We start from the raw sequence: 13,530 nt of genomic DNA on the forward strand, positions 1-13,530 counted from the left end.
CTTCGCGAACGACGTTCGAGATTTCGGACAAGGTGGGGCGGGTGGAGCTGGAGGTGTGAGTGGGGGCCATGAGGCCGGGTGCGGCAGACGGGGTGTCAGCCCGCGTACGGATCGGGGGTGGTGCCCGGACGGGCCAGGAACTCGAAGTCGCAGCCCGTGTCGGCCTGGGAGATCTGCTCCATGTAGAGCGCGCCGTAACCGCGCTCGTACCGGGCCGGCGGCGGTGTCCACGCGGCCCGACGGCTGTCCAGCTCCTCGTCCGAGACGTGCAGATGGAGGGAGCGTGCCGCGACGTCGAGGGTGATCGTATCGCCCGTACGGACGAGGGCAAGGGGTCCGCCGACATGGGACTCCGGCGCCACGTGCAGCACGCACGCCCCGTAGCTCGTCCCGCTCATCCGCGCGTCGGAGATCCGCACCATGTCCCGAACCCCCTGCTCCAGGAGGTACCGGGGGATGGGCAGCATGCCGTACTCCGGCATCCCCGGCCCGCCCTTGGGACCCGCTCCGCGCAACACCAGCACATGGTCCGCCGTGATGCCGAGCGCCGGGTCGTCGATCGTCCGCTGCATCGACCGGTAGTCGTCGAAGACGACGGCGGGACCGGTGTGTTCGAGCAGCCGCGACTCGGCCGCGATGTGCTTGATCACCGCGCCGTCGGGGCAGAGGTTGCCGCGCAGCACCGCGACCCCGCCCTCGGCGGCCAACGGCCTCGAACGGTCCCGGATCACCTCCTCGTCGTGGACGAGCGCGCCGTCCAGCTGCTCCCGCAGAGTGGCGTGGGAGACCGTCGGGCGGTCCAGGTGCAGGACATCGGTGAGCCGGGAGAGGAAGCCCGGCATCCCGCCCGCGAAGTGGAAGTCCTCCATCAGGAACTTCCCGCCCGGCCGCAGGTTCGCGAGCACCGGGACGGTCCGCGCGATCCGGTCGAAGTCGTCGAGCGTCAGCTTCACCCCCGAGCGCCCCGCCATCGCGATCAGATGGATGACCGCGTTGGTCGAGCCGCCGAGCGCCAGCACGGCGGCGACCGCGTCCTCGTACGCCTCGCTCGTCAGGATCCGCGACAGCCGCAGGTCCTGCCGTACGAGCTCCACGATCCGCAGCCCCGAGGCCGCCGCCATCCGGTCGTGTCCCGAGTCCACCGCCGGCACCGAGGAGGCGCCCGGCACGGTCACGCCCAGGGTCTCCGCGGCGGCGGTCAGGGTGGACGCCGTGCCCATCGTCATGCAGTGGCCGGGGGAGCGGGCGAGACCGCTCTCCAGCTCGGCCATCTCGCAGTCCCCGAGGTTCCCGGCCCGCTTCTCGTCCCAGTACTTCCACATGTCCGTACCGGAGCCGAGGGTCTCGCCCCGCCAGTGGCCCGGCAGCATCGGACCCGCCGGAACGAACACCGTCGGCAGGTCGACCGAGGCCGCGCCCATCAGCAGCGCCGGGGTCGTCTTGTCGCAGCCGCCCATCAGCACCGCCCCGTCCACCGGGTACGAGCGCAGCAGCTCCTCCGTCTCCAGGGCGAGGAGGTTCCGGTAGAGCATCGGGGTCGGCTTCTGGAAGGTCTCCGAGAGGGTGGAGACCGGGAATTCGAGCGGGAAGCCGCCGGCCTGCCACACACCCCGCTTCACGGCCTGGGCGCGGTCGCGCAGATGGACGTGGCAGGGGTTGATGTCGGACCAGGTGTTGAGGATCGCGATCACCGGCTTGCCGAGGTGCTCCTCGGGAAGGTAGCCGAGCTGCCGGGTGCGGGCCCGGTGGCTGAACGAACGCAGCCCGTCCGTGCCGTACCACTGGTGACTGCGGAGGTCCTCCGGGCGGAGGCCGGTGCCTGCGGGGTCTCCGGTGCTCATATCGGCCACCCGGCGGCGATCGTGGCGACCTCGGCCCGCTCCGCCTCGGGGAGTTCCCGGCTCGGCGGGCGGACGGCGCGGCGGCAGAGGCCGAGGGAGGCGAGCGCCTCCTTGACCACGGTCACGTTGTCGGCGCTGCCGTTCGCCGCGCGCAGCTCCTCGAAGCGGCGGATGCGCTCCCAGACCTTCATGGCCCCCGGGTAGTCGCCCGCCCGCAGGGCGCCCAGCATCTCCAGGGAGAGCGCGGGGGAGACGTTGACCAGGCCGGAGGTGAAGCCGGTGGCGCCGCTCGCGAAGTAGGCGGGGGCGTACGGCTCGGCGAGGCCCGCCACCCACACGAACCGGTCGAGGCCCGCGTCCCGGGCGAAGCCGGCGAACCGGGCCGCGTCGGGGACCGCGTACTTCACTCCGACGACATTGGGGCAGAGGGTGGCGAGCTCGGCGAGCCGGTCGCCGCCGATCAGCGGGTTGCGGATGTAGGGGACGACGCCGAGCTCGGGGACGGCCTCGGCGATGGCCCGGTGGTAGTCGACCCAGCCGCTCTCGGAGACGTACGGGTGGACGGGCTGGTGGACCATCACCATGTGGGCGCCGGTGGCGCGGGCGTGCCGGGCGGCCTCGACCGCCGTCGGCACGTCGTGGCCGACGCCGACGAGGATCGTGGCGCGGTCGCCGGCCTCCTCGACGGTGATCTCGGTGAGGGAGCGGCGCTCCTCGGGGGTCAGGGCGTAGAACTCGCCGGTGTTGCCGTTCGGGGTGAGGGTGCGGACCCCGCCGTCGAGGAGCCGGCGCAGCAGCGCCCGGTGAGTGACGGTGTCCACGGAGCCGTCCTCGGCGAACGGGGTGACCGGGATGGCCACGACGTCCGCGAGCGCGGTCCTCAGGGTGTCGGATTCGATGCTCACGTGCTGCCCGCTCATTCGCTGATCAGGGGGGACTGGGGGAAGGCGCGCTCGACGAACGAGGCGATGTGGTCGTGTACGGCCCGGCCCGATCCGTCGATGTCGCCGGCGTCGGCCAGTCGCAGGATCTCCTCGTGCTCCGCGGCCTCGCGCTCCCAGGAGGGGCTGGCGGCCCAGGCGACCGTGGAGACGAGTGCGGCCTGGTCGCGGACCTCGTCGAGCATCCGGCCGAGCAGCGGGTTGCCGCAGGGCAGGTAGAGCGCGCGGTGGAAGTCCCGGTTGGCCAGCGACCGTTCGGCCGGGTCCTCGGCGCCCGCGGCCCGGCGCAGCGCCTCGTGCGCCGCGTCGAGCGGGGCGCGGGAGGCGACGGCGCGGCGGACGGCCTCGGGTTCGAGGAGGAGTCGTACGTCGTAGACGGCGCGGGCCATGTCCGCGTCGACCATCCGGACCGTGACGCCCTTGTACTGGCTCATCACCACGAGTCCGCTGCCCGCGAGGGTCTTCAGCGCCTCGCGGACGGGGGTCTTCGACACCCCGAAACGCGCGGCGAGTTCGGTCTCCACGAGCGCCTGCCCGGGTCTGAGTCCCCCGGTGAGGATGTCGTGCTTGATCGCTTCCAGGACGTACTGGGTGCGGGAGGGGATGGGACTGGGGGCGAAGGCCATGGCGCACTCTCAGATCTCATGTATCGCGTCTCATATATGACGTACGAAGTGCAACGGGCATGAAGCTAAGGGGGCGTTCGTGTTTCGTCAATGCTTCGCGCAAGCGCTTTCTGCGATCGGTGTCCGGGAAGGGTGCGGGTCAGGGGAATCGCCGGGGCGGTCGTACGGGTCGGGTGGGCCGGGCGGGCCGGCTCCTGCCGTGCGAGTCGTGCGTGTCGCACGAGTCGGGTGGTGGCGGGGCTGGTCCGGTGATTTGTTTTCTGGGATAACTATTGAGGGCTCGGTGCAGCCCCCTCCCCACCCCACCCCCAAGGACCAGCATGAAGTTCACCGACGGCTTCTGGCTGATGCGCGAGGGCGTCCACGCCTCGTACGCCACCGAAGTCCGCGATCTGCGCCCGGAAGCCGACCGCTTCACCGCCTACGCCTCCGTCAAGCGGGTCGAAACCCGCGGCGACACCCTGAACTCGGCCCTCCTGACCGTGGAGTGCCACGCACCCGCCGAAGGCGTCATCGGCGTCCGCGTCACCCACCACGCCGGCACGGTCCGCCGCGGCCCCGACTTCGAGCTCGACGGCTCCGGGGCCGGAGCGGGCACCGTCCACAGCGAAGGACCGGTCGTCGAACTGGCCTCCGGCCCCCTCCGGCTGCGCCTGGACCGCTCGGCCCCCTGGACCCTGGAGTTCCGCGACGCCGACGGCCGTATCCTCACCGAGGCAGGCCGCAAGGGCACCGCGTTCGTCACCACCCCCGACGGCGCCCACCACACGGCCGTGCAGCTCGCGCTCGGCGTCGGCGAGCAGATCTACGGCCTCGGCGAGCGCTTCACCCCCTTCGTGAAGAACGGCCAGAGCGTCGACATCTGGCAGGCCGACGGCGGCACCAGCAGCGAACAGGCCTACAAGAACATCCCGTTCTACCTCTCCTCCCGCGGCTACGGCGTCTTCGTCAACCACCCCGGCCGGGTCTCCTTCGAGGTCGGCTCGGAGGCCGTCGGCCAGGTCCAGTTCAGCGTCGAGGACCAGACCCTGGAGTACCTCGTCGTCGCGGGCCCCACCCCCAAGGACGTGCTCACCCGCTACACCGCGCTCACCGGCCGCCCCGCCCTGCCCCCGCCCTGGTCCTTCGGCCTCTGGCTCACCACCTCCTTCACCACCCGCTACGACGAGGCGACCGTCACCTCCTTCGTCGACGGCATGGCCGAACGGGGCATCCCGCTCTCCGTCTTCCACTTCGACTGCTTCTGGATGCGCGAGTACCAGTGGTCGGACTTCCGCTGGGACCCCGAGACCTTCCCCGACCCGGAGGGCATGCTCGCCCGGCTCAGGGCGCGGGGGCTCCGCGTCGGAATGTGGATCAACCCCTACATCGCCCAGAAGTCCCCCCTCTTCGACGAGGGCGTCGCCGGCGGGTACCTGCTCCGGCGGCCGAACGGCGACGTGTGGCAGTGGGACCTGTGGCAGCCCGGCATGGCCCTCGTCGACTTCACCAACCCCGAGGCCAGGACCTGGTTCCAGGACCGGCTGCGGCCGCTGCTCGCGCAGGGCGTCGACTGCTTCAAGACCGACTTCGGCGAGCGGGTCCCCACCGACGTGGTCTGGCACGACGGCTCGGACCCCGAGCGCATGCACAACTACTACGCCCAGCTCTACAACCGGACCGTCTTCGACCTCCTGGAGAAGGAGCGCGGCACCGGCGAGGCGGTCCTCTTCGCCCGCTCCGCGACCGCCGGCGGGCAGCAGTTCCCCGTGCACTGGGGCGGGGACTGCTGGGCCTCCTTCGAGGCCATGGCCGAGTCCCTGCGCGGCGGTCTCTCGCTCTCCCTGAGCGGCTTCGGTTTCTGGAGCCACGACATCGGAGGCTTCGAGGGCACGCCGGAGCCGGAGGTCTTCACCCGCTGGCTCGCCTTCGGGCTGCTCTCCTCGCACAGCCGGCTGCACGGCAGCGACTCGTACCGGGTGCCGTGGGAGTTCGGCGAGGAGGCGGTGGAGGTCGCCCGGCGCTTCACCCGGCTCAAGCACCGGCTGATGCCGTACCTGTACGGGGTTGCCGCCGAGGCCCGCGGGACGGGTGTCCCCGTGATGCGGCCCATGCTCCTGGAGTTCCCGGAGGACCCGGCCTGCCGGACCCTGGACCGGCAGTACATGCTCGGCCCCGACCTGCTCGTGGCGCCCGTCCTCACCCACGGGGGCGAGGTCGAGGTGTACCTCCCGGCGGGGGAGTGGACCCACCTCCTCACGGGCGAGACGGTGACGGGTCCCGGCTGGCGCCACGAGACCCACGCGCTCGACAGCCTCCCGCTGTACGTCCGCCCCGGCGCGGTCCTCCCGCTGGGGGCCGACGACACGCGTCCGGACGGCGAGTGGCTCGACGGCCTCACGCTCCTCGTGGCTCCGGGCGGGTCGGGCGAGGTCACGGTCACGGTCCCCGACCACCGGGGCGCCCCGGCCGCCGTCTACGGAGTGACCCGCACCCCGGAGGGCCCCCGGGCGACGGTGACCGGAACGGAGCTGCCGTACGCGGTGCGGGTCCTGGGGGCGGGGGGTCTCGACGGGTGAGGGCGGCGGGACCGGCCCTCTCCCCGAGGTGAACGGGCCTTTCTCCCCCGGGTGGTGGAAGCGGATGCATCGCCGGGAGGACGGCCCGTAGGGTCGGGATCATGACGAACACGCGGACGACACGGGGCCCCGAAGAGCGCAAGAAGGACGTCCTCGCCCGCCTGGCGGAGGAGGTGGACATCTGGGTCGCCTCGGCGGGCGGCGACGGGACGCCGTACCTCGTGCCCCTGGCCTTCCACTGGGACGGCACGGACATCTGGCTGTGCACCAGGCTGACCAATCCCACCGGCCGCAACCTCCGTGACGGAGGGCGGACCCGCCTGGCGCTCGGGCACACCCGGGACGTCGTCCTGCTGGACGGCGACGTGACGACGCTCTCCGTCGGGGACGTACCGACGGCGGCGATCGAGGAGTTCGCCGCGAAGTGCGGCTGGGACCCCCGCGACTCCGGCCCCTCGTACGGCTGGTTCCGGGTCCGGCCCACCGCCGTGGAAGCCTGGCACGAGGAGCCGGAGCTCGCCGGACGCCATCTGATGCGGGACGGCGTCTGGGCGGTCTGAGGCGGCGGCAGGCAGGCGGACGGGCGGTCGCTGTCGCCCTTCGGGCACGACGGGAGCCCGGCACCGGAGGAACCGGTGCCGGGCTCCCGGCCGGTCGCGCCGGCTCCTCAGCCGGCGAAACCGACGTGCGCGAGGCGCACGGGCCCGCGCAGCCCGATGTGCAGGTCCACGACGTCCCGGAGCGGCAGCGGGACCCCGAGGGTGGTGTACGTGTACGGGCCGCCCGTCGGCGGGACCTCGACCCCGGCCAGGACCGTGCCGTCGGCGAGCGACAGCTCCACCGAGCCCTCGCCGGCGACCGTCAGCGCCGCCTCGGTGACACCGTCGGAGAGGTCACAGGCCCGGTAGACGAGCCTGCCCTCCGTGCCCGGATCCGCCGGTGTCACCGCGTCGCCCGAGACCCTCGTCCGGTCCACGATCAGCGTGCCGGACTGCTCGTCGTAGTCGGCGGCGGCGAGGCCCTCCGTCAGGACCGGGCGCGGACCCGGCGCCTCGCCCGCCACCTCGACGCGGACCGTGCGCCGGTCGTCCGTGCTGGACCCGCCCGCCCGGATCTCGTACGCCCCCGGCTCCACCGTCCAGCGGCCGTGGGCCACGTCCCAGTGGCCGAGCGCCGCCACCGGCACCTCGAAGGAGAGGGAGGCGGACGCGCCCGGCGCGAGCAGCTCCACCCGCTCGTGCGCGACGAGCTCGCGGTGCGGGCGCGGTACGGAGGGCGCGACCGCCCGCGCGTACACCTGGACCACCTCGTCGGCGGTGACGTCGCCGCTGTTGGTGACCGTGCAGGCGATCCGTACGGTCTCCCCGTCGACGACGGCCGTCAGCTCCTCGTACGTGAACGTCGTGTACGACAGGCCGTGTCCGAACGGGAACAGCGGCGTGCCGTCGAAGTACAGATACGTCTGCCGGCCGCCGATGACGTCGTAGTCCAGCATCCCCGGCAGGTCCTCGTCCCGCGCGTACCAGGTCTGCGGGAGCCTGCCCGCCGGGGAGACGTCACCGGCGAGCACCCGGGCGAGCGCCGTGCCCGCCGCCTGCCCGCCGTGCGCGGTCCACAGCAGGGCCGGGAGCGTGGCGGCGGCCTCCGGGACCGCGTACGGGTAGGAGGAGACCAGGACCAGGGCGGTCCGCGGGTTCGCCGCGTGCGCGGCCCGCCACAGCCGTTCCTGCTGGGCGGGGAGGGCGAGCGTCGTACGGTCCTCGGTCTCCCGCCCGTTGATGTGGGGGTCGTTGCCCGCGACCACGATCACCGTGTCCGCCCCGGCGGCGGCCCGGGCGACCGCGTCCTCACCGCGCTCGACGACCTCCACGGTGAACACCTCGGCGGATTCCCGGCCGGCGGCAACCTTCGCGCCGTCGGCGGCGACAGAGACGTAGCCACCCGTACCGAGGTGCAGAAGGAGGTGCCCATGCGCAGGACCCTCACGGGCTTCGAGCCGGAAGGTCTCCTGGACGACCCAGCCACCGGGCTCGTCCGCCGAGGCGCGGACGAACCCGTCCCCGGCGACCGACAGATACCGGCCGTCCGGGGCGCGCAGGGTCAGTACCCCGTCGCCCCAGTCGACCAGCGCCAGCTCCGAACCCTCCGCGTCGGCGGTGAGCGGGGGAAGGTCGGTCCGGCCCACGAGCAGCGCCGGGTCGAGCGCCCCCTCCGCGCCCCGCACCGTCCCGGCGGCCCCGCCCTCCGGGACCCGGAGCCTCGTCCCGGACGCGGTCCGCAGCCGGATCCGGTCCACGCCCTCGGCGAAGGTCACCAGGTCGGCGCCGAACCGCTCCCGCAGCCCGTCCAACGGGGAGGAGCGGTGCAGCAGCGAACCGCTGTACCAGTCAAGGCCGCAGGCGTCGCCGAGCAGCCCGACCACGGCGATCCGCCGTCCGTCTGCCGCGAGGGGCAGCAGCGTGCCGTCCGGCCCCCGGGGTTCGTTCCTGAGCAGGACGACCGCCGCCTCCGCCGTCTCGCGGGCCAGCTCCCGGTGCTCGGGGGTGTCGAACCGGTCCTCGTCCGCGTACGGATCGAGCTCCGGGTCGAACTCGCCGAGCAGACACCGTACGGTCAGCTGGCGCCGCACCGCCCGGTCCACGTCCTCCTGCCCGATCAGCCCCGACTCCAGCGCCCGTCGCAGCCGCCCGAGGATCACCGAGGTGTCCGTGCCGTGGTCGGTGAAGGAGTCGACACCGGCCTTCAGGGACGCGGCGACCGCCTCCTCGTGGGTCGCGAAGTACCCCTGGGAGTCGGCCAGGTTGGACGGTGCGCCCGCGTCCGAGCAGACGAGCAGCTCCTGGTCCGTCCAGCCGCGCAGCTCGTCCTCCAGGTACGGGGAGAGGTGGTTCGGCCGCCCGTTGACCAGGTTGTACGCGGGCATCACCCCGGCCACCGCGCCCGCCTCGACGGGCCCGCGGAAGGCCCGCAGGTCGTACTCGTGCAGCACCCGGGGCCGCACGGAGGCCGAGGACGTGTCCCTCGCCGCCTCGTTGTTGTGCGCGAGCCAGTGCTTGAGGACGGGCGCGGTGCGCCAGTACACCGGATGGTCCCCGCGCAGCCCCCGGGTGAACGCGGTGGCGATCGCGGCCGTCAGCGCCGGGTCCTCGGAGTAGCCCTCCTCGCCGCGTCCCCACAGCGGGTTGCGCAGCAGGTTCACCGTCGGCGCCCACACGTTGAGGCCGACCCGGTCGTCCTTGGCGCGCATCGCCCGCGCCTCGCGGGAGACCGCCTCGCCCACCCGGCGCACCAACTCCGGGTGCCAGGTGGCCCCCAGGCCCACGGACTGCGGGAAGACGGTCGCCGGACCCATCCAGGCGACACCGTGCAGGGCCTCCTGGCCGGTACGGAAGGCGGCGAGGCCGAGACGGCCGACGCCTGGGGTGAACTGATGCAGGAGCGCGAGGCGTTCGTCGGCGGTGAGCCGGTCGAGGAGGTCGTCGACCCGGCGGGCGACGGGAAGCGCCGGGTCACGGAAGGGCGGCCGGTGTGCGGTCACGTGCGAGTCCCTTGGCAGAAGAACGTGGAGGTCGTCGGAACGACTGTTTCGAAGCGCTTCGATGCTCCGGGGTGCGCCGAGGGGGTGTCAAGCCGTGGAAGCGACCATTTCCCTTGCCTTCAAGGGTACTTGCCCGGACGCGAGGCTCGCCGAATCCCCGAGATTCTCGGGAACCACTCTTGCCGCGCCTGTGACGTTCACTTAACCTCGCAGCAATATCGAAGCGCTTCGACTCGAACGCCGACAGCGCCCCGGGGTGCACCGCCCCGCCCGCACCACCTCCACCACCGCAGCCGGCCGGCACCCCCGCGGTCGCCGTATGTCCTGGCGCGTGCCATGAAGGGTTGACGCAATGACGCCGAACGCCGTCTCCACGGGCTCCCGGAGATCCACCCCGAGCCGGAGGGGCTTCCTCGCCTCCACCGCCGTCGCCGCCGCCGCGGTCGCCGGCGGCGCACCGCTCCTCGCGGCCTGCGGTGGCGGCGGCTCGGACAACGGGAAGAAGGACGGCACCACCACCGGCAAGGACGCGGCGAAACTCCTCCCCGCCTTCGCCGCGAGCACCGTCGTCGCCCCCGACATCGCGCCGAAGAACGGCTCCGCGGCCGGCTTCACCCGCGCCATCCCGAGCTCCGCGCTCAAGGCCTCCGTCACCGAGAAGCGGGGCAAGGGCGGCGCACTGACGATCATGGCCCCGTTCTGGGGTCCCCCGCCGGCCCCCGACAACCCGTACTACAAGGCCATGAACGAGGCCATCGGCGTCCGGGCCACCTGGCAGAACCAGGACGGCAACGTCTACGACCAGAAGCTCGGCGCCGTCCTCGCCTCCAGCGAGATCCCCGACGTGGTCGTCATCCCCGGCTGGAACCTCGGCGGCAAGATCCCCAGCGCCGTCGACGCCAAGTTCGAGGACCTCGGCCCCTACCTCGCCGGAGACAAGGTCAAGGTCTACCCCAACCTCGCGGCGATCCCCACCGACGCCTGGCAGCGCTCGATCTTCGGCGGCAAGCTGCGCGGACTGCCCATGCCCGCCTCCTACGTCACCAACATCGCGCCCTTCTACCGCAAGGACCTCTTCGACGCCAAGGGCTGGCAACTCCCCAGGAGCGCGGACGAGTTCCTCGCCCTCGCCAAGGAGATCACCAGCGCCAAGACCAAGGTGTGGGCCTGCGGCGACATGACCTGGACCGCCTACAACATGTTCGGCGTGCTGTCCGGCAGCGACAAGGCGCTCGGCTGGAACCTCGCCGACGGCAAGCTGATCAACCGCATCGAGACACCGGAGTACCTCGAAGCGCTGGAGTGGACCCGCAAGCTCTTCGACGCCGGGGTCGTCCACCCCGACGAGAAGACCCAGAACCAGGGCGACACCGGCAACCGCTTCACCGCCGGCCAGTGCCTGATCTACAACAACGACCTCTCCCACTGGTACGCCAAGACGTCCGAACAGGCCGCGCAGAACCCCGCGTTCGCCATGGCCGCCATGGACATCCCCGGTCACGCCGGCGGCCTCCCGAAACTGTGGGCCACCAACCCCGCCAACATCTGGGCCTTCGTGCGCAAGGGCAGCTCCAAGGCGGTCATCGAGGACGCCCTCGCCGTCGCCGACTTCACCGCCGCCCCCTACGGCACCAAGGAACGGATGCTCACCGACTACGGCGTCGAAGGCGTCCACCACACCGTCAAGGACGGCCTGCCGGTCAAGACCGACAAGGGCAACCAGGAGGTCAGCAGCTCCTGGATGTTCGTCGCCAGCCCCGCCCCCTACATCGCCCACCCCGACACTCCCGAGGTCACCCGGGCCATGGTCGAGTGGCAGCAGCGCATGGGCGCCGTCACCTCCAAGTCCTCCTTCTACGGCATGACCGTCACGGAGCCGTCCCGGTGGACCGGCCTGATGAACGACTTCGAGCAACTGGAGAAGGACGTCGTCCGCGGCCGCAAGAAGGTCTCCGACATGCAGCAGGCGGTCTCCGAGTGGAAGACCAAGGGCGGCGACCAGCTGCGCGACTGGTACAAGAAGCTCCTCGACACCAACGGCTCCGCGGCGAGCTGACCGTGAGCACGCTCGACACCAAGAGGGCGGACCCGGCCGGGCGGGCGACCGCCGGCCGGCCCCCCGGCGGCGACCGCCGCCGGGCCCGGCGCGGGAACCCCGGGACCGGGCACGTCCCGCTCGGCCGGCGGCTCCGCCGCGACCGAGCCCTCCTCCTCATGACCGTCCCCGCCCTCGTCCTCGTCGTGGTCTTCAACTACGTCCCGATCCTCGGGAACGTGGTCGCCTTCCAGGACTACGACCCGTACGTCTCGACCAACGGCATCACCGCCATGCTGGAGAGCCCGTGGGTCGGTCTCGCCCAGTTCGAACGGGTCTTCTCCGACCCGGGGTTCTGGCACGCCGTCGAGAACACCCTCGTCCTCTTCCTCCTCCAGCTGCTCCTCTTCTTCCCGGTGCCGATCGCGCTCGCCCTGCTCGTCAACAGCGTGCTCAGGCCCCGGGTCAGAGCACTCGTCCAGGCCGTGCTCTACCTGCCGCACTTCTTCTCCTGGGTGCTGGTCATCACGGTCTTCCAGCAGATCCTGGGCGGCGCCGGCATCATCGCGCAGACCCTCCGGCAGCACGGCCACGAGGGCTTCGACCTCATGACCGATCCGGCGATCTTCAAGTTCCTCGTCACCGCCGAGGGCATCTGGAAGGACGCCGGCTGGGGCGTCATCGTCTTCCTCGCCGCGCTCGCCGCCGTCAACCAGGACCTGTACGAGGCCGCCGCCATGGACGGGGCGAACCGGTGGCGCCGGATGTGGCACGTCACCCTGCCCGCGCTGCGGCCCGTGATCGCGCTGCTGCTCGTCCTCCGCGTCGGCGACGCCCTGACCGTCGGCTTCGAGCAGCTGCTGCTCCAGCGCGACGCCGTCGGCCCGGGCGCCGCCGAGGTCCTCGACACCTTCGTGTGGTGGACGGGACTGCGCAGCCAGGACTTCAGCTACGCGGCCGCGGCCGGACTGGTCAAGGGAGTCGTCGGCCTCGTGCTGGTCCTCTCCGCGAACAAGACCGCCCATCTCATGGGCGAGCAGGGGGTGTACCGGAAGTGACCCGACCTCTCACCCCCGCGCGATGGGCGGCGCCCGCCCGGCCCGTCTGGGAGGAGCCGCCCGGCCGGGCCGGCCTCGCCGCCAAGGGCCTGATCCTGGTCCTCGCCTGCCTCGCGGTCCTCTTCCCGCTGTGGATCGTCGTGGTCACCAGCCTGTCGTCCAAGAAGACGATCACGGAGACCGGCGGTCTGGTCGTCGTCCCGAGGGACATCACCTTCCTCGCCTACCAGGAACTCCTGAGCGGCGGCCAGGTCACCCGCGCCGCCGTCGTCAGCGTCCTCGTCACCGTGACCGGCACGCTCTTCTCGATGGCCGTGTCGATCCTCTGCGCGTACGGCCTCTCCCGGCCCGGCTCGCTCGGCCACCGCTTCATCCTGCTCACCCTGATGGCCACGATGTTCTTCGGCGCCGGCCTGATCCCCACGTACCTCCTCGTGCAGACCCTCGGCCTCACCGACAGCTATCTCGCGCTGATCCTCCCCAGCGCCGTCAGCGTCTTCAACATCCTCGTCCTGCGCGGCTTCTTCATGGGCGTCTCCCCCGAACTCGTCGACAGCGCGCGCATCGACGGCGCGGGGGACCTGAGGATCCTCTGGCAGATCGTGATGCCGCTGTCCAGGGCGGTCATCGCCGTCATCACCCTGTTCTACGCGGTCGGCTACTGGAGCGCCTGGTTCAACGCCTCCATCTACCTCAGCGACCAGAACATGATGCCGCTGCAGAACGTCCTCATCCAGCTCGCCCAGAAACAGGAGATCCCCGTCGGCCTCGGCCAGGCCGTCAAGGCGGGGAACCTCTCCGGGCTCGCCGTCCAGATGGCCGTCATGGTCCTCGCCCTGCTGCCCGTCGCCGTCCTCTCGCCCTTCGTCCAGAAGCACTTCAGGAAGGGCATGCTCACCGGCGCCGTCAAGGGCTGACCCCATCCCGAAGTCC

General features: G+C 71.8%; 9 protein-coding genes. 5 read left to right on the forward strand and 4 right to left on the reverse strand.

Going from position 1 to position 13,530, the window contains the following annotated elements; all coding sequences use genetic code 11:
• Positions 1–95: 95 nt before the first annotated feature.
• Genes araD through ACH4MY_RS26655 form a run of 3 tightly spaced genes read right to left on the reverse strand, consistent with a single transcriptional unit; the run spans position 96 to position 3,408 of the window.
• Positions 96–1,841: an L-arabinonate dehydratase gene (gene araD / locus ACH4MY_RS26645; RefSeq protein ID WP_398006243.1), complete on the reverse strand. Its 1,746-nt coding sequence runs from the start codon at positions 1,839–1,841 to the stop codon at positions 96–98.
• On the reverse strand, positions 1,838–2,761 hold the full coding sequence (locus ACH4MY_RS26650; protein WP_398006244.1) for a dihydrodipicolinate synthase family protein: 924 nt from the start codon (positions 2,759–2,761) through the stop codon (positions 1,838–1,840). The genes araD and ACH4MY_RS26650 overlap by 4 nt, the downstream gene beginning before the upstream one ends.
• Complete coding sequence (locus tag ACH4MY_RS26655; protein WP_398006245.1) at positions 2,758–3,408, reverse strand: GntR family transcriptional regulator; 651 nt, start codon at positions 3,406–3,408, stop codon at positions 2,758–2,760. The genes ACH4MY_RS26650 and ACH4MY_RS26655 overlap by 4 nt, the downstream gene beginning before the upstream one ends.
• Positions 3,409–3,728: 320 nt before the next feature.
• Between ACH4MY_RS26655 and yicI the strand changes: the two genes are divergently transcribed.
• On the forward strand, positions 3,729–5,966 hold the full coding sequence (yicI, locus tag ACH4MY_RS26660) for an alpha-xylosidase (protein WP_398006246.1): 2,238 nt from the start codon (positions 3,729–3,731) through the stop codon (positions 5,964–5,966).
• 101 nt (positions 5,967–6,067) lie between these two features.
• A complete protein-coding gene (locus tag ACH4MY_RS26665) occupies positions 6,068–6,526 on the forward strand; it encodes a pyridoxamine 5'-phosphate oxidase family protein (RefSeq protein ID WP_398006247.1) in 459 nt (152 codons plus the stop codon).
• Between the two features lie 107 nt (positions 6,527–6,633).
• Here the strand turns inward: ACH4MY_RS26665 and ACH4MY_RS26670 are convergent, their stop codons facing one another.
• Positions 6,634–9,504, reverse strand: a complete 2,871-nt coding sequence (locus tag ACH4MY_RS26670; protein WP_398006248.1) for a glycoside hydrolase family 3 C-terminal domain-containing protein — start codon at positions 9,502–9,504, stop codon at positions 6,634–6,636.
• 352 nt (positions 9,505–9,856) lie between these two features.
• On the opposite strand from ACH4MY_RS26670, the gene ACH4MY_RS26675 reads away from it, so the two are divergent.
• From ACH4MY_RS26675 to ACH4MY_RS26685, 3 genes are read left to right on the forward strand one after another with little or no spacing between them, the layout of a single operon-like run.
• Positions 9,857–11,560 (forward strand): Tat pathway signal sequence domain protein, encoded by a 1,704-nt coding sequence (locus ACH4MY_RS26675; protein ID WP_398006249.1) that lies wholly within the window; start codon positions 9,857–9,859, stop codon positions 11,558–11,560.
• Between the two features lie 2 nt (positions 11,561–11,562).
• The gene (locus ACH4MY_RS26680; protein WP_398006250.1) at positions 11,563–12,597 is read left to right on the forward strand and encodes an ABC transporter permease; all 1,035 of its coding nucleotides are present in this window, start codon (positions 11,563–11,565) and stop codon (positions 12,595–12,597) included.
• The gene (locus ACH4MY_RS26685; protein WP_398006251.1) at positions 12,594–13,514 is read left to right on the forward strand and encodes a carbohydrate ABC transporter permease; all 921 of its coding nucleotides are present in this window, start codon (positions 12,594–12,596) and stop codon (positions 13,512–13,514) included. Before ACH4MY_RS26680 ends, ACH4MY_RS26685 begins: the two co-directional genes overlap by 4 nt.
• Positions 13,515–13,530: the final 16 nt, after the last annotated feature.

Origin of the sequence: Streptomyces sp. NPDC017246 (genome assembly GCF_044331325.1) — a bacterium.
GTDB lineage: Bacteria > Actinomycetota > Actinomycetes > Streptomycetales > Streptomycetaceae > Streptomyces.